The organism is Microbacterium sp., assembly GCF_039812165.1.
Taxonomy (GTDB): Bacteria; Actinomycetota; Actinomycetes; order Actinomycetales; family Microbacteriaceae; genus Microbacterium.
The window spans coordinates 1-15943 of record NZ_JBDIAB010000050.1; the positions used below are offsets into that span (position 1 = coordinate 1).

At 71.1% G+C, this 15943-nt stretch carries 15 protein-coding genes; 7 read left to right on the forward strand and 8 right to left on the reverse strand.

Going from position 1 to position 15943, the window contains the following annotated elements:
- The coding region (locus tag WML84_RS06205; protein WP_347345272.1) for a DUF4192 family protein at positions 1 to 574 on the reverse strand (574 nt) is incomplete at its 3' end.
- A gap of 114 nt (positions 575 to 688) precedes the next feature.
- On the opposite strand from WML84_RS06205, the gene WML84_RS06210 reads away from it, so the two are divergent.
- From WML84_RS06210 to WML84_RS06220, 3 genes are all read left to right on the forward strand, one after another.
- Positions 689 to 901, forward strand: coding sequence for a hypothetical protein (locus tag WML84_RS06210; protein ID WP_347345273.1), 213 nt, complete (start codon positions 689 to 691; stop codon positions 899 to 901).
- Positions 902 to 920: 19 nt separating this feature from the next.
- Complete coding sequence (cls, locus tag WML84_RS06215; RefSeq protein ID WP_347345274.1) at positions 921 to 2387, forward strand: cardiolipin synthase; 1467 nt, start codon at positions 921 to 923, stop codon at positions 2385 to 2387.
- Between the two features lie 69 nt (positions 2388 to 2456).
- Entirely contained in the window at positions 2457 to 3173 is a 717-nt protein-coding gene (locus WML84_RS06220) for a hypothetical protein (protein ID WP_347345275.1), read from the forward strand.
- A gap of 316 nt (positions 3174 to 3489) precedes the next feature.
- On the opposite strand, the gene WML84_RS06225 is transcribed toward WML84_RS06220, so the two are convergent.
- Positions 3490 to 3726: a helix-turn-helix domain-containing protein gene (locus tag WML84_RS06225; RefSeq protein WP_347345276.1), complete on the reverse strand. Its 237-nt coding sequence runs from the start codon at positions 3724 to 3726 to the stop codon at positions 3490 to 3492.
- Positions 3723 to 4343 (reverse strand): hypothetical protein, encoded by a 621-nt coding sequence (locus tag WML84_RS06230; RefSeq protein WP_347345277.1) that lies wholly within the window; start codon positions 4341 to 4343, stop codon positions 3723 to 3725. The genes WML84_RS06225 and WML84_RS06230 overlap by 4 nt, the downstream gene beginning before the upstream one ends.
- Positions 4344 to 4524: 181 nt before the next feature.
- Between WML84_RS06230 and WML84_RS06235 the strand changes: the two genes are divergently transcribed.
- The gene (locus tag WML84_RS06235; RefSeq protein ID WP_347345278.1) at positions 4525 to 7047 is read left to right on the forward strand and encodes an ATP-dependent Clp protease ATP-binding subunit; all 2523 of its coding nucleotides are present in this window, start codon (positions 4525 to 4527) and stop codon (positions 7045 to 7047) included.
- Positions 7048 to 7113: 66 nt separating this feature from the next.
- Here WML84_RS06235 and WML84_RS06240 read toward each other — a convergent pair whose 3' ends face one another.
- Positions 7114 to 7998, reverse strand: a complete 885-nt coding sequence (locus WML84_RS06240) for a transglutaminase family protein (RefSeq protein WP_347345279.1) — start codon at positions 7996 to 7998, stop codon at positions 7114 to 7116.
- Positions 7995 to 10496 (reverse strand): circularly permuted type 2 ATP-grasp protein, encoded by a 2502-nt coding sequence (locus tag WML84_RS06245; RefSeq protein WP_347345280.1) that lies wholly within the window; start codon positions 10494 to 10496, stop codon positions 7995 to 7997. Before WML84_RS06245 ends, WML84_RS06240 begins: the two co-directional genes overlap by 4 nt.
- A gap of 186 nt (positions 10497 to 10682) precedes the next feature.
- Here WML84_RS06245 and WML84_RS06250 point away from each other — a divergent pair, with 186 nt between their 5' ends.
- A complete protein-coding gene (locus WML84_RS06250; protein WP_347345281.1) occupies positions 10683 to 11183 on the forward strand; it encodes an amino-acid N-acetyltransferase in 501 nt (166 codons plus the stop codon).
- 104 nt (positions 11184 to 11287) lie between these two features.
- A complete protein-coding gene (locus tag WML84_RS06255; RefSeq protein ID WP_347345282.1) occupies positions 11288 to 11950 on the forward strand; it encodes a hypothetical protein in 663 nt (220 codons plus the stop codon).
- Between the two features lie 66 nt (positions 11951 to 12016).
- Here WML84_RS06255 and WML84_RS06260 read toward each other — a convergent pair whose 3' ends face one another.
- The 3 genes from WML84_RS06260 to WML84_RS06270 all read right to left on the reverse strand — a co-directional run bounded on the left by WML84_RS06260 (position 12017) and on the right by WML84_RS06270 (position 15336).
- Positions 12017 to 12424: a dehydrogenase gene (locus tag WML84_RS06260; RefSeq protein WP_347345283.1), complete on the reverse strand. Its 408-nt coding sequence runs from the start codon at positions 12422 to 12424 to the stop codon at positions 12017 to 12019.
- Positions 12425 to 12959: 535 nt separating this feature from the next.
- Entirely contained in the window at positions 12960 to 14318 is a 1359-nt protein-coding gene (gene radA, locus WML84_RS06265; RefSeq protein WP_347345284.1) for a DNA repair protein RadA, read from the reverse strand.
- A gap of 64 nt (positions 14319 to 14382) precedes the next feature.
- The gene (locus WML84_RS06270) at positions 14383 to 15336 is read right to left on the reverse strand and encodes an L-lactate dehydrogenase (protein ID WP_347345285.1); all 954 of its coding nucleotides are present in this window, start codon (positions 15334 to 15336) and stop codon (positions 14383 to 14385) included.
- A 143-nt stretch (positions 15337 to 15479) separates the two neighbouring features.
- Here WML84_RS06270 and WML84_RS06275 point away from each other — a divergent pair, with 143 nt between their 5' ends.
- Positions 15480 to 15920 (forward strand): pyridoxamine 5'-phosphate oxidase family protein, encoded by a 441-nt coding sequence (locus tag WML84_RS06275; RefSeq protein ID WP_347345286.1) that lies wholly within the window; start codon positions 15480 to 15482, stop codon positions 15918 to 15920.
- The last annotated feature ends 23 nt before the right edge of the window (positions 15921 to 15943 follow it).

Below are 15943 nucleotides of genomic sequence, written 5' to 3' on the forward strand. Positions count from 1 at the left end.
GCACTCCCGCGGCATCGCCGACGAGCGCGAGCGCCGCCCGCACCGCCTTCGTGGCCGCGGTGACCGCCTTGACCTCCGCCGGCTCGTGGCGGGGGAGCGCCGCGCCCGCGGCCTGGTCGCCGGCGACCTCCGGCCCGTCCTCGATCTCCGGGGGCGCCAGCTCGGCGAGCGGTCGTCCGCCGTCGGGCAGGAGCGGGTCGAGGTACGAGCCCCAGCCGTCGGCGGCCACCACGAGCACGTCGGTGAGGGGCAGACCGCAGGAGTCCGCGCTGACCGACAGCGCCTCGGCGAGCCGCCGGTGGGGCAACGTGTCGCCGACCGGGGCATCCGTGTAGACGACGGCGACCATCGCGTCGGCGTCGGCGATGCGGCAGACGAGCCCCACGACGCTCGACGCGAGCCGCTCGCTGGCGTCGGGATCGTCGTCGGGCGGCAGGTCGATGCGGAGCGCCCCGAGACTGCGACCGCGTCGGGTCGGCACCGCGACGAGGCTGCGGACCGGATGGAAGCCGAGCACGCTCGGCACGAGGGAGAGGAACTGGGCGGGGGTCGAGATCGTCAGGGTCGTCGTCATGAGCCGAGCGTCGCGCACGGCGCGACGGCGCGGGACGCCGGAGGGCGCATCCGTGGACAACCCGGCGAGATGACCGGCTGGGGAGGAGTCCGCGCATCCCCGTACGATGGAGGCATGGACGACTACTGGGGTGCCGTGATCTGGTCGCTGCTGCCGACCGTCGTGGTGCTCGGGCTCTTCCTGTTCATCCTGCGCGCCATCTTCCGCATGGACCGTCACGAGCGGTCCGTCTATGCGAGGATCGAGGCGGAGGAGCGCGCGAAACGCGGTCTCACGGCCGCCCCGGACGAGGATGCCGGCCATCCTCCCGCGAAGTCGCTGCGGTGAGCCGTACCGGGGGGAACGGATGATTACCATCACGGTCGACTGGACCTGGTGGGTCCTCCTGGTGATGGTCTTCGACATCACGATCCGCGTCGCGGCGATCATCATCATCCCCCGCAACCGCCGCCCGACCGCGGCGATGGCGTGGCTCCTGGCGATCTACTTCATCCCGCTGATCGGGGTGTTCCTGTTCCTGCTGATCGGCAATCCGCGGCTGCCCCGCAAGCGGCGGCTCAAGCAGCAGCGCATCAACGACTACATCCGCGAGACGAGCGCCCACCTCGACTTCGGCAGCCTGCGGCCGAACGCGCCGGAGTGGTTCACGTCGCTCGTGACGCTCAACCGCAACCTCGGCGCCCTGCCGCTGGCGGGCGACAACGGCGCGCAGCTGATCGCCGACTACGACACGAGCATCCAGGCCATGGCCGACGCCGTGCGCGAGGCGGAGCACTACGTGCACGTCGAGTTCTACATCCTGCAGGCCGACCAGACCACCGACGTGTTCTTCCGGGCCCTCGAGGAGGTCGTCGCGCGCGGCGTGACGGTCCGCGTGCTCATGGACCACTGGGCCAACCGCAGCAAGCCGTACTACAAGACGACCATCGCCCGTCTCGATGCGATGGGCGCCCACTGGCGCCTCATGCTGCCGGTGCAGCCGCTCAAGGGCAAGTACCAGCGGCCCGACCTGCGCAACCACCGCAAGCTCCTCGTGGTCGACGGCAAGGTCGCGTTCACCGGCTCGCAGAACCTCACCGACTCGACCTACAACCTGCCCAAGAACATCCGCCGCGGACTGCACTGGGTCGACCTCATGGCGCGCATCGAGGGGCCCGTCGTCGCGAGCATCAACGCCGTGTTCCTCTCCGACTGGTACAGCGAGACCGACGAGGTGCTCACCGACGAGATCGACCTCTTCCACGTCGAGTCCGGCCCCGGCGACCTCGACTGCCAGATCGTGCCGTCCGGGCCCGGGTTCGAGTTCGAGAACAACCTCAAGATGTTCATGGCGCTGCTGTTCGCGGCGCAGCGCCGCATCATCATCGTGAGCCCCTACTTCGTGCCCGACGAGGGACTGCTCCTGGCGATCACGACCGCGTGCCAGCGCGGGCTGCAGGTCGAGCTGTTCGTCTCGGAGGAGGGCGACCAGGCGATGGTGTACCACGCCCAGCGCAGCTACTACGAGGCGCTGCTGCGCGCGGGCGTGCGCATCTGGATGTACCGCAAGCCCTACATCCTGCACACGAAGAGCCTCACGATCGACGACGAGACGGCCATCATCGGCTCCAGCAACATGGACATGCGCTCGTTCGGTCTCAACCTCGAGATCACGATGCTCGTGCGCGGGTCGGAGTTCGTCGACCAGCTGCGCGAGGTCGAGGACCTCTACCGCTCGCTCAGTCGCGAGCTCACCCTCGAGGAGTGGAAGCAGCAGCCGCTGCGCTCCACCGTGCTCGACAACCTCGCGCGCCTCACCTCGGCGCTCCAGTAGTCCGCGGTCGTTATGGCTCTGTGACCGCTCTCGCGTGTGGCATCCAGGCTTCTCGGCCAGGATCGAACCATGACGAGGCGCATCACGACCGCATCCGCTCTTCTGCTCCTGGGCGCGCTGGCGCTCTCCGGCTGTGCGAGCACGCCGGGCGCCTCGTCGAGTCCGACGCCGACCGCGCCCGCGACGGGCGAGGAGATCGAGGTGGATGCCGCGTGGCTCGACGGCGGCAGCATGATCGGCCTCGTCACGCAGGGCAGCTCGACGTGCGTGCCGGCGGCCGGCGAGGTCACGCTCGAGGCCGACGGGACGCTGTCCGTCGTGCTCGAGGAGGTCGACCCCGGCCGACCCTGCACGCGCGACTACGTGTCGCGCGTGACGCTCGTCGGCCTGCCCGAGGGCGTCGATCCGACCAAGGAGCTGGAGATCCGGGTCACCGGCGCGGGCCTCCACGGCGACACCGACCTCGACGGCGTGCCGGCCCTCGCCCACGCGGAGGTGCCGGAGTACTCGCCGACCGCGGGCTGGGTGGACGACGACGAGATCGTCGTGCTGACCTGGGGCTCGTCCTCGTGCGCCCCGGTGGTGGCGGACGTCAAGGTGACCGACCCCGCGGGCGTGACCGTGACGTTCGTCGATCCTCCCGCCGACCAGATCTGCACCGCCGACATGGCTCCGCGCGCGGTGGTCGTCCACGCGCCGGGTCTCGACGACGACCTCGACGTGGCCCTGACCCTCGCCGGCGGCGGCGCCGAGTTCGCGACCCCCGTCACCATCCCGGTCTTCTGACCCGGCTCGCTGGGGGGCGCCGCGCTCTGCGGGTCGTCACGCTCCGGGCGTCGCGCGCTTCGGGTTGTCGCGCCGCGGACGTCGCCCTCCGTCCGGCCGTCCTCCGCGAGTCACTGCGTTCCGTGCGAGTCACTGTGGTGCAGCACAGTGAGTCGACGGCAGGGCAGTGAGTCGCCGGAAATGGCAGTGAGTCGGTGAGCAGGGCAGTGACTCGACGGGGAGGAGAGTGACACGGCGAGCAGGGCAGTGAGCCAGCGAGCAGGGCAGCGAGTCAGCGAGCAGGCAGTGAGTCAGCGGGGAGGGCAGTGAGAGCGGGTCAGGGCTCGGCCCGCACGAGGAGGTCGCCGACCTCGCAGTCGAGCACGCGGCAGATCGCCGCCAGCGTCGAGTAGCGGATCGCGCGCGCCCGGTCGTTCTTCAGGACCGACAGGTTCACGACCGAGACGCCGACCAGCTCCGAGAGCCGCGCGAGGGTCATCCCGCGCTCGGCGAGCAGCTCGTCGAGACGGCAGTGGATGCCGCTGGGCCCCTCTTCGAGGTCGGCGGGGCTCATACGAGACCCTCGGTGTCGCGCTGCAGCCGGTCGCCGATGACGAAGACGACGGATGCCGTCGCCGCCACGAAGCCGACGAGGAACAGCGACGACAGGTCGGCGGTCATGATCACGTTGCTGAACGTGCCGTCCGAGACCGCACGGAACGCGTCGTTGGCCGCCATGTTGCCGAAGAACGGCACGACGCCGATGCCGACCAGAGCGGCCGCTCCGGCGACGTTCACGAGCACGGTGTTCCGCCGGCTGAAGACGCGGCGGCGCATGGCGGCGACGCTCAGGGCGATGAGACAGCCGACGAGCGTCGCGATGCTCGCGACGGCGAGCACCTGCTCGATCACGATCGCGGACCGGCCGGCGACCGACATCCCGTCGGCGATCAGGAGCGCGCTGTCGAGCTCCACCGCCCGGGCGGCGCCGTCGGGACCGACGGGCGCCTCGGCCAGGGTGCCGGTGAACTCGGCGGGCACGCGGATCGTGGTGGCGGTGAAGGCGTCGACGATCCGGACGACGGCGAAGACCGTCGTCATGACGACGAGCGCGGCGCCGACGACGAGGAAGAACCACAGCGCGACGACGTCGTTCCGGGTCAGGCCGCGGTCAGGGGCGGTGGCGTTCATCTCTCAACCTCCATATCGATGATCGTTGTTATCGAAAAACGATATGCATATCGATTGTCGTTGTCAACCCTCGCCGTGCGCCGCCCGACGCTATGCCCATGGCGAACACGGGCATGACGGCATCCGCCGCTCGTTACCCTCGATGTAAGGCGCCACCAGTGCGCCCCGGAGGAGTCGGACGATGTTCGAGAGATTCACGGACCGTGCCCGTCGCGTGGTTGTGCTCGCCCAGGAAGAGGCGAAGATGCTCAACCACAACTACATCGGCACCGAGCACATCCTGCTCGGCCTCATCCACGAGGGTGAGGGCGTGGCCGCGAAGGCCCTGGAGAGCCTCGGCATCTCGCTCGACGCCGTGCGCGAGCAGGTGCAGGACATCATCGGCCAGGGCCAGCAGCAGCCGACCGGCCATATCCCGTTCACGCCGCGCGCCAAGAAGGTGCTCGAGCTGAGCCTGCGCGAGGCGCTGCAGCTCGGCCACAACTACATCGGCACCGAGCACATCCTGCTCGGCCTCATCCGCGAGGGCGAGGGCGTCGCCGCCCAGGTGCTCGTCAAGCTGGGCGCCGACCTCAACAAGGTGCGCCAGCAGGTCATCCAGCTGCTCAGCGGCTACCAGGGCAAGGAGCCGGCCGCCGTCTCGGGCGCCGCGCACGAGAGCCAGCAGCAGGCGCAGGGCGGCTCGGCCGTGCTCGACCAGTTCGGCCGCAACCTCACGCAGGCCGCGCGCGAGAACAAGCTCGACCCGGTGATCGGGCGCGAGAAGGAGATCGAGCGCGTCATGCAGATCCTGTCGCGCCGTTCGAAGAACAACCCCGTCCTCATCGGCGAGCCCGGCGTCGGCAAGACCGCCGTCGTCGAGGGCCTCGCGCAGGCGATCGTCAAGGGCGACGTGCCCGAGACGCTGAAGGACAAGCAGGTCTACTCGCTCGACCTCGGCTCGCTCATCGCCGGCTCCCGCTACCGCGGCGACTTCGAGGAGCGCCTGAAGAAGGTCACCAAGGAGATCCGCACGCGCGGCGACATCATCGTCTTCATCGACGAGATCCACACGCTCGTGGGCGCGGGCGCGGCCGAGGGCGCGATCGACGCGGCCTCGATCCTCAAGCCCCTGCTGGCCCGCGGCGAGCTGCAGACGATCGGCGCCACGACGCTCGACGAGTACCGCAAGCACTTCGAGAAGGATGCCGCGCTGGAGCGCCGCTTCCAGCCGATCCAGGTGGCCGAGCCGAGCCTGCCGCACGCGATCAACATCCTGAAGGGCCTGCGCGACCGCTACGAGGCGCACCACAAGGTGCAGATCACCGACGGCGCGATCGTCGCGGCGGCGAACCTCGCCGACCGCTACGTGAGCGACCGCTTCCTGCCCGACAAGGCCATCGACCTGATCGACGAGGCGGGAGCCCGCCTGCGCCTGTCGATCCTGTCGTCGCCGCCCGAGCTCCGCGAGTTCGACGAGCGCATCGCCAAGGTGCGCGAGGACAAGGAGCGCGCGAGCGAGGAGCAGGACTTCGAGAAGGCCGCCTCCCTCCGCGACGAGGAGAAGTCCCTGCTCGCCGAGCGTCTGCGCCTCGAGAAGCAGTGGCGCTCGGGCGACGTGGCGTCGCACGCCGTCGTCGACGAGGGGCTGATCGCCGAGGTGCTGGCGCAGGCCACCGGCATCCCGGTCTTCAAGCTCACCGAGGAGGAGACCAGCCGTCTCGTCTTCATGGAGAAGGCGCTGCACCAGCGCGTCATCGGGCAGGAGGAGGCCATCGCGGCGCTCTCCCGCACGATCCGCCGTCAGCGCGCCGGGCTGAAGGACCCCAAGCGGCCCTCGGGCTCGTTCATCTTCGCCGGCCCCACGGGTGTCGGCAAGACCGAGCTGGCCAAGGCGCTCGCCGAGTTCCTGTTCGACGACGAGGGCGCCCTCATCTCGCTCGACATGAGCGAGTTCGGCGAGAAGCACACCGTCTCGCGGCTGTTCGGAGCCCCTCCCGGGTTCGTCGGCTTCGAGGAGGGCGGCCAGCTCACCGAGAAGGTGCGCCGCAAGCCGTTCTCGGTCGTGCTGTTCGACGAGATCGAGAAGGCGCACCCCGACATCTTCAACTCGCTCCTGCAGATCCTGGAGGAGGGCCGCCTCACCGACGGCCAGGGCCGCGTGATCGACTTCAAGAACACCGTCATCATCATGACGACCAACCTCGGCTCGTCGGCGATCGCCGGCGGCCCGGTGGGCTTCCAGGTCGAGGGCAACGCCCAGACGAGCTACGAGCGCATGAAGGGCAAGGTCGACGAGGAGCTGAAGCGGCACTTCAAGCCCGAGTTCCTCAACCGCCTCGACGACATCATCGTGTTCCCGCAGCTGAACAAGGACGAGCTGCGCCAGATCGTGGGCCTGTTCACGAAGCGGCTCGCCGAGCGCCTGCTCGACCGCGACATGACGGTCGAGCTGTCGGATGCCGCGAAGGACAAGCTCATCGACATCGGGTTCGACCCGACGCTCGGCGCCCGGCCGCTGCGCCGCGCGATGCAGCGCGAGGTCGAGGACCGGCTGAGCGAGCGCATCCTGCACGGCGAGCTGAACGCCGGCGACCACGTCACGGTGGACGTCCAGGGCGGCGAGTTCGTGTTCGAGACCGCGCCGCGCGGCGAGAAGGTCGCGATCGGGGTCGGCGCCGCCGGCGAGATCGCCACGACGCCGGACCTGGCCGCCAGCGCCTGAGAGACCGTCTGAACGCGAAGAGCGGATGCCACCGGCATCCGCTCTTCGCGTTCGTGCGCCCGCGGGTCAGCGTGCGTCGACCGGGGCGACGTCGACGGAGACGTGCAGGGTCGACCGCTTCGCCTTGGTGAAGATGATGCCCCGTACGGGCGACACGTCGCCGTAGTCGCGCCCCCATGCCACCGTGACGTACCGGTCGTTCGCCCACTGGTCGTTCGTCGGGTCGATCGCGAGCCACTCCTGCGTGCCCGGGATCCACACCGCGAGCCACGCGTGCGACGCGTCGGCGCCGACGATGCGCTCCTTGCCGGGCGGTGGCTGCGTGGCGAGGTAGCCGGACACGTACCGTGCCGCCACCCCATGCCCGCGCAGGCATGCGAGGGCCACGTGTGCGAAGTCCTGGCACACGCCCGCGCGCTTGTGCATCGCGTCGGCCACGGTGCTCGTGACCGTGGTGGCGGTGCTGTCGTACGCGAAGTCGGCGTGGATCCGGTGCATCAGATCGGTGGCGGCCTCGACGAGCGGCCGGCCGGGGGTGAGGGATGCCGCGGCGTACGCGGTCGCCTCGGGCACGTGCTGCACGCGAGGCGACTCCAGTGCGTACTCCGTGGCGCGCCACGCGCCGGGGGTGCCGGGATGGACGAGTGGACGGGCGTCCTCCCACGGCCGGTTCATCGCCTCGTCGTACACCGGCACGGCGACGTCCACATCGCTGACCGCCTCGATGACGAGGCGCGAGTGCGGCTCGGTGAGGTGGAAGTACGTCGAGGAGTTGCCGAAGTAGTCGACGTCGGCGGCGACGTCGCCGGGCAGCGGGTCGACGACCACGTGCGCGGCGTGCACGCGCTGCCACGGCAGCGCACGCGGCACGAGGTGGAACTGGCCCACGCTGTCCTGCACCGGCTTGCTGTACGCGTACGTCGTGCGGTGCGTCACGCGGTAGTGCTTCACACCGGCACCTGCCTCTCCTCGACCAGCGACAGCGCCGACATCGGCACCGGCGGCGGACCGCTCTCGAAGTGCAGCTGCGCGATCGCGTCGCCGAGCTGCTCGAGGCCCGCCACCGTGCCGGCGAGGAACGACGACAGCAGCGGACGCTGGGCGCCCGCCGCGACCGCGAGCACCGCGGGATCGATCTGCGCGAGGTTCGTCTCCAGCTGCTCGACGAGCCGCTCCGGGCGGGTCGACCCGGTCGACGACGGCATCGCCGCGAGGTGGCTGCGCACGTGCGCGAGCGAGAACGCGACCGAGCGGGGGTTGTCGGGGTCGAGCAGCAGCAGGTCGAGCACGTCCGACGTGCGCATCGACCCGCGGTAGCGGCGGCGGTGCGTGACGACGCTCTCGGATGCCGTGAGGAGCGCCGCGAGGTCCTCCCGCCCGGTGCGGGAGCGCTCGGCGGCCGCGGCGGAGAGCAGGTGGCACACCTGGAGGGCGCGCTCGAGGAAGCGTCCGGCCTCGATCATGTGCCAGCCGGCATCCCGGATCATGTTCGAGGTCACGCCGTGCAGCGACAGGATCGCCGACAGCATGCGCCCGCCCGACTCGGCCGTGCGGTGCGAGCGGGTCGAGGAGCGCAGCGACCGCAGCGCCCGCTCGATGCTCGAGAACACGCGCCAGGTGTCGCCGGAGAGCTGGTCGCGCACCCCCTCCAGCGCCGCGCGCAGCTGCGCGATCGAGTGCGCCGCCGAGCCGGCGCGGCGGACGTCGAGCAGCAGCGAGCGGAAGTCCGCGTCGGGGTCGCCCAGCGGGGCACCGGCCAGATGCCGCAGCGCGCGCAGCAGCAGGCGCGCGCCCTCGGCGTCGTCGCGATGGCCGAACGGCTGGTCGAGCTGCTGCTGAGCGGTCAGCAGGATGCGGAGCAGATCCTCGGCGCGCTCCGCGTAGCGGCCCGCCCAGAACAGGTCGGCGAGGGCGCGCGGGGCGAGGGCGGGGATCGTGTGCGCCGTCGGCAGGGGCACGATGTCGGCGAGGCCCTGATCGGGGTCGGATGCCGCGGCCTTGAGCACCCACACGTCCTTCGTGGTGGGGGAGCCGTCGGCGCCCTCCCGCACCGTGGCGAGGCCGCCGACGAGCGGACGGTACGCGGAGCCGTAGCGCAGCGTGAACCCGCGCAGCACGACGGCGTGGGCCTGCGCGTCGCCGGAGGGCCGCCACACCGGCGCCTGCGACAGCGGCAGCATCTCCTGCCCGACGAATCGGTGCGGCGCCGCCGCGATGCGCGCGGCGAGCTCGGCGGGATCGAGACCCGCGAGCGTCTTGCGCGGCTGGTCGATCGGGCGCACCAGGAACGCGTCGTCGCCGGCGGCGACGCGGGCGAGCACGTGCTGGCGGCCGGCCGGATCGCCGCACCACCAGGTGGGCACCGACGGCAGCCGCAACTGCTCGCCGAGCAGGTGCTCGCACACCGCGGGCATGTACGGCATGAGCGCGGGGTTCTCGAGCACGCCCGCTCCGAGCCCGTTCACCAGGCGCACGCGTCCGCGACGCACGGCCTCGGCGAGCCCGGCGACGCCCAGGTGCGAGTCGGCGCGGAGCTCCAGCGGGTCGCACCACTCCGCGTCGACGCGGCGCACGATCACGTCGATCCGCTCGGCGGGCGCGGTGCGCGGCCAGCCCGCCGGCTTCAGCCACACCCAGCCGTCGCGCACGACGAGGTCGCTGCCCTGTACGAGCGGGAAGCCGAGGGCGCCTGCGAGGAACGCCTGGTCGAACGCGGTCTCCGAGAACGGGCCCGGCGACATCACGACGATGCGGGGCGAGGCGACCGTGTCGGGCGCCGCCGACAGCAGCGCGGCCCGCAGCGCCGAGAAGTAGGGCTCCACGCGGTGCAGGTCGCTCTCCTGGTAGAGGTCGGGCAGCACCTGCGAGATGACGCGGCGGTTCTCCATCGCGAAGCCGAGCCCGGACGGCGCCTGCACGCGGTCGGCCAGCACATGCCACTCGCCGTCGGCCGCGCGCCCGAGGTCGGTGCCCGACAGCAGGAGCGGGTGGGGGTCGCGGGCGCTGTGTCGTGCCATGGGCCGGGCGAAGCCGGCGTGGCCGAGCACCGCCGCGGCGGGGACGACGCCCTCCGCGAGCACCGACTGTGCGCCGTACAGGTCGACCAGGAGGGCGTTCAGCAACTCGGCCCGTTGGGCGAGGCCCACGTCGAGCCGCGCCCATCCGGCGGCGTCGATGACCAGCGGCACCGGGTCGAGCTGCCACGGCTGCGCGCCCGTGTCGGGCCGCAGGTACGAGACGCCGTCGTCGGCGAGGAAGCGCGTGATCTCGCCGTCGATGCGGTGCAGCTCGTCGGGCGTGAGGGAGAGCGCGATCTCGGCCAGGCCCTTCCAGGCGGGACGCAGCGCGCCGTCGGGGGCGACGACCTCGTCGTAGCGCGGATCGGCCGGCGAGTCGAGCGACAGCGTCGGCCGGGTCATCGCTGCGGCGTAGTCGCGAAGCACCGTCACGCAGTCACCCTACCGGTGCACGCAGCCCTCTCCCGCCGGGCTCGGGGAGCCGTGCACCGCTCTCGCAGCCTCGACGAGATCAGGAGATCTGACGAGGACAGGTCGATTCACGGCCGGGCATCCTGTACCGGCCAGATCTCCTGATCCGGATCATGGCGGCCGGCGCCGCGGGCGTAGGGTGGTGCGGTGAGCCAGTTCCACGTCCGCCCGGCGCGCACGAGCGATGTGCGCGGCATCCTCACCCTGCTCGACCCGTGGGTGCAGCGACGCGTGCTGCTCGGCAAGGAGCTCGTGGTCCTGTACGAGTCCGTGCAGCAGTTCGTGGTCGCCGAGGCCGACGGACGTCTCATCGGCTGCGGCGCCCTGCATGCCATGTGGGAGGACCTCGGCGAGATCCGCACGCTCATCGTGGACGACGACTGGCTGCACCATGGCGTGGGCGGCGCGCTCGTCTCGCGGCTCGAGGAGAACGCGCGCGGCCTCGGCCTGTCGCGCCTGTTCTGCCTCACCTTCGAGGTCGAGTTCTTCACGCGTCGCGGGTTCGCTCCCATCGGCGAACAGGTCGTCGAGGCCGACGTCTACTCGCAGCTGCTGCGCAGCCCCGACGAGGGCGTCGCCGAGTTCCTCGACCTCGCGCACGTCAAGCCGAACACCCTCGGCAACACCCGCATGCTGAAGCGGTTGTAGCCCTCGTCCGCCCCGGCTCCGGCCCGAGGGTCACTCGGTGCACGCGTACGGGTCTTAGGCGCGTCTGCAATGGCGAAGCGGATGCCTCGGCTTACCCTGGCAGGGTGAGCACACCATCCGGTCGTCGGCACTCCGCAGCCGTGTACCGGCGCCGCCGGCTCGCGGTGCTGATCGCCGTGCTCGCGGTCGCGGCGATCGTCGCGATCGTGATCTGGCAGCCCTGGCGCGGCGCACCCGCCGCGGCGCCGTCGCCGACGGCATCCGTCATGCCGTCGACACCCGCGCCGACGACGGCCGCTCCCACGACGCCGCCGCCCGCGACCGAGCCCGCATCGGACCCGTCGCCCTCGCCGACCGCGGATGCCGTGAAGGCGTGCACCACCGCGAACGTCGAGGTCGTGCCGGTCACCGACAAGGAGTCGTACGGCGGCGGGGAGTTCCCGCAGCTGTCGATGACGCTCACCAACGACGGCGACAAGCCGTGCCTCATCAACGTGGGGACGGCGACGCAGTCGTTCACCATCACGAGCGGCAGCGACACCTGGTGGCGTTCGACCGACTGCCAGACCGAGCCGAGCGACCAGGTCGTGCAGCTCGAGGCCCACCAGACCGTGTCGAGCGTCACGCCGATCTCGTGGGACCGCACGCGCTCCGCGGTGGACACGTGCGGCGGCCCGCGCCCGCTCGCCCCCTCCGGCTACTTCCACCTCTCGGTGTCGATCGGCGGCATCGACTCGAGCGACTCGGCCGTCTTCGTCCTGGGGTGAGCGGCACGGTCGGGGTCGGAGCGGCCGTACCCGATCCGCGCTGCGTCGACGTCGCGGGCCGAGCCCTCAGGCGTCGAGCGCGGCGATGAGGTCGTCGATCGTCGACTGCATCGGATGGGGCCCCGCGATGTCGAAGAAGATGCACGTGATCGTCTCGTTGTGCGTGCCGAGGAAGGCGCGCAGCCACGCGGGCGACTGCAGCGCCACTCCCGGGGGGAGCGAGGCGGGCTTGTGGACCGCGTCGCTGAACAGCAGCAGCGCGACCTTTCCGGTGTGCGGATCGCGATAGGTCCAGACGTCGCCGCCGTCGAGGGGGTCGTCGCGCCGGCCGGGGCGCATCATGGGGACCACGACGGGACCGTTGCGGAGGGCGAACGCCACGGCCGCCATGTCCTGCGTCTGCAGTGCGTCGGCGAGCTGCGTGTTGCGGAACTCCAGCGGAGGCTTCCTCTTCACTGGACGGCTCCCGGTCATAGTGCTCAGCATAGAGACAAGGATGGGGCCCCCTCGAACTCCCCATTGGGGACTGGGCAACTCGAAGGGGCCCATTGCTCGTACGGCAGGTCTACGGTCGAACCTCTGGGGATGGTGCGACATCCACTGCTGGGGACAGTGGGTTTTGGTGCCTTCTCGAGCTGTTACAAGAATACCGGCCGCGCGGAGTGCCCAGATGTAGGCATTTCGGTGGACACCAGGGGGTTTTTCCGCAAGTCTTGTCCACAGTTCGGGGGACATCCGGGGATTGAAGGGGCCCCTTCGAGCTTCTCATTGGGGACTGGGAAACTTGAAGGGGCCCATTGCTCACGAGGCAGGACTACGGCCACACCTCTGGGGATGGTGTGACAACCACTGCTGGGGACAGTGGATATCGCCTCTTATAGAGCTGATACCAGCGTACGCACCACGGCGCCGCGGCGCTGTAGGTATTTTGGGGGACATTTCCCCCTCCGCGCGTCCGGCGTGTCGGCCGTTCGGGGGACGCGACGCGTGGATGCCGTGTCGCCGGCGCTCAGAACGCCGCCGGCTCGTCGGACCTTCCGCGCTGGTGGAGGCTCGCCTCGCCGATCGCGCCGCCGAGCGTGCGCGCCGACGCGTCGATGACGGTGCGGTAGCCCATGCGGGCCGCCTCCGCACCGCGCTGGCCGGTCTGCGTCACCGGCCGGATCTCGCCGGCGAGGCTCAGCTCGCCGATCGCGGCGACGTGGCGCGACACGGCGCGCTCGTGCACGGCGCCGGCGATCGCGATCGCGATCGCGAGGTCGGCCGCCGGCTCCACGAGCCGAACGCCGCCCACGGTGGAGACGTAGACGTCCTTGTCGGAGGTCTTCGCGATGCGGCGCTTCTCGAGCACCGCGAGGATCATCGCGACGCGCGCGCTGTCGACGCCGCTCACGATGCGGCGGGGATTGGGTGCACCGGTCTCGAGGGTCAGGGCCTGCACCTCCACTGGGATCGCCCGGCGGCCCTCCAGCGCGATCGTCACGCACGTGCCGGGCACCGGGTCGCCGTGGCCGAGGAACAGCGCGCTGGGATCGGGGACCTCGACGATGCCGTCGCCGGCCATGTCGAAGCATCCGACCTCGTCGGTCGGGCCGAAGCGATTCTTGAGCGCCCGCACGAAGCGCAGCGACGTCTGCCGGTCGCCCTCGAACTGACAGACGACGTCGACGAGGTGCTCGAGGATGCGGGGGCCCGCGATCGAGCCGTCCTTCGTGACGTGACCCACGATCACGACCGGCAGGTCGCGGTCCTTGGCGATGCGGATGAGGGTGGACGCCACCTCGCGGACCTGGCTCGGATGGCCCGCGGCGCCGTCGCCGAGCGCCGACGAGACGGTCTGCACCGAGTCGACGATCAGCAGGTCGGGCCGCACCTGGTCGACGTGGCCGAGGATCGTCGCGAGGTCGGTCTCGCTGGCCAGCAGCAGCCGGTCGTGGAGCGTGCCGGTGCGCTCGGCGCGCAGGCGCACCTGGCCGAGCGACTCCTCGGCGCTGACGTACAGCACCCGCCGGCCGGCCCGCGCGGACTGCGCGGCGACCTCCAGCAGCAGCGTGGACTTGCCGACGCCGGGCTCGCCCGACAGCAGCACGGCGGCGCCGGGCACGAGACCCCCGCCCAGCACGCGGTCGAACTCGCCGACGCCGCTCGTGCGTCGCGGCGCCTCGGTCGTGTCGATCGAGGTGATGGGGCGCGCGGTCCGCTCCGGACTCACCGGTGCGACGTCCCGCGTGCTCGCCGACGGGGCGGATGCCTCGACGACGGTGCCCCACTGCTGGCACTCACCGCAGCGACCGACCCACTTGACGGTCGTCCAGCCGCACTCCGTGCAGCGGAACGATGTCGTCGAGGAGGGTCTGCGGGCGGCCACGCGTTCAGCGTAGCCGGGGCCCGCGACATCCCCTCCGAGCCGCGGGAGCCCCCGGCATCCCGAGTCAGTCGCGCAGCGAGTCGGCGACCTGGCGCAGCGCGTCGGCCGAGCGCCGGAGCAGCCCCAGCTCGCTCGCCGAGTACGGCGTGCCCGCGATCGGCACCGCGCCGGCGGAGCTCACGATGCACGGCACCGAGAGCGCGACGCCGTCGATGCCGTGGTACCCGTGCAGCACGGGCGACACCGGCATGACCGCGTGCTCGTCGTCGAGGATCGCCTCGGCGATGCGCGCCGACGTGAGGCCGATCGCGTAGTTCGTCGCGCCCTTGCCCTGGATGACCTTGTACGCGGCATCCCGGACGTCGACGGCGACCCGGTCGAGCTCGTCGACCGTCATCCGCCCGCCGGTCGCGGGCTCGAACTCGAGGATCGGCACGGTGCCGATCGACGCCGACGACCACAGCGGGAACTCGGTGTCGCCGTGCTCGCCGACGATCAGCGCGTGCACGCTCTGGGCCGAGACGCCGGCCCGCTGGCCGAGCAGCCAGCGCAGGCGCGACGTGTCGAGCACCGTGCCCGACGCGAAGATGCGCTCCGGCGGCAGCCCGGTGGTCTCCTGCGCGAGCACCGTCAGCACGTCGCACGGGTTGGTCACGATGACGTAGATGGCGTTCGGGGCCGCCTCCAGCAGCTGCGGCATCATCGACTTCATGATGCCGGCGTTGACGCCGGCCAGCTCGATGCGGGTCTGTCCGGGCTTCTGCTTGGCGCCGGCGGTGATGACGACGACGTGCGAGCCCTCGACGACGGACAGGTCGCTGCCGCCGACGATGTCGCTCGATCCGGTGAACTGGGTGCCGTGCGCGAGGTCGAGGACCTCGGCCTCGGCCTTCTCGGTGTTGATGTCGTAGAGGGCGACATGGCGGGCCGAGCCGCGGATGAGGGCGGCGTAGGCCACGCTCGATCCGACGCTTCCGGCGCCGACGACGGTGAGTTTGGAGTTCTCGATGACGCTCATGGGCCCAGTCTGTCAGGGGTGGATGCCGTCCGTCTCTGCCATCGCCGGGTTAATCGCCGCAGGCTCGGCGTCGGCATCCGCGGGTGCGGGCGCCCGCCGCGCGCGGGATGCGCTCCCGTGCCGGATCGCGGGAGAATGGGGGAATGGACACCGCGGACCAGGGACCGATCGACCGCCCCCTCTCGAACGACGTCGAGGGCCTGCGGCTCAACGAGTGCTGGGAGGTCCTGGCATCCCTGACCATCGGACGGCTCGCCGTGCTGGGCGCCGATGGAGCTCCGGACCTCTTCCCGGTGGACTACCTCACGCACGGCGAGCGGATCTACGTGCGCACGGCACCGGGGTCGAAGCTCATGGACGTCGCGCGCGACCCGCGCGTCGCCTTCGAGGTGGATGCCGTCGGCGACGGCCTCGCGTGGAGCGTCGTCGTGCGCGGCACCGCGGCACGGCTCGACGCCGACGACGAGATCGAGGAGTCGGGCGTGCTCGACCTGCAGAGCACGAACCCGACCGTGAAGAGCAACTTCGTGCGCATCACGCCGCGCGAGATCAACGGGCGCCGCTTCCGCACCGTGAGCCGCTGAGGCGGTGCGGCCCGCCTGACGGG

Coding starts and splice junctions, on each gene's coding strand:
- WML84_RS06210 (WP_347345273.1), top strand. CDS start 689: ATGGACGACTACTGGGGTGCCGTGATCTGGTCGCTGCTGCCGACCGTC.
- cls (WP_347345274.1), top strand. CDS start 921: ATGATTACCATCACGGTCGACTGGACCTGGTGGGTCCTCCTGGTGATG.
- WML84_RS06220 (WP_347345275.1), top strand. CDS start 2,457: ATGACGAGGCGCATCACGACCGCATCCGCTCTTCTGCTCCTGGGCGCG.
- WML84_RS06225 (WP_347345276.1), bottom strand. CDS start 3,726: ATGAGCCCCGCCGACCTCGAAGAGGGGCCCAGCGGCATCCACTGCCGT.
- WML84_RS06230 (WP_347345277.1), bottom strand. CDS start 4,343: ATGAACGCCACCGCCCCTGACCGCGGCCTGACCCGGAACGACGTCGTC.
- WML84_RS06235 (WP_347345278.1), top strand. CDS start 4,525: ATGTTCGAGAGATTCACGGACCGTGCCCGTCGCGTGGTTGTGCTCGCC.
- WML84_RS06260 (WP_347345283.1), bottom strand. CDS start 12,424: ATGACCGGGAGCCGTCCAGTGAAGAGGAAGCCTCCGCTGGAGTTCCGC.
- WML84_RS06270 (WP_347345285.1), bottom strand. CDS start 15,336: ATGAGCGTCATCGAGAACTCCAAACTCACCGTCGTCGGCGCCGGAAGC.
- WML84_RS06275 (WP_347345286.1), top strand. CDS start 15,480: ATGGACACCGCGGACCAGGGACCGATCGACCGCCCCCTCTCGAACGAC.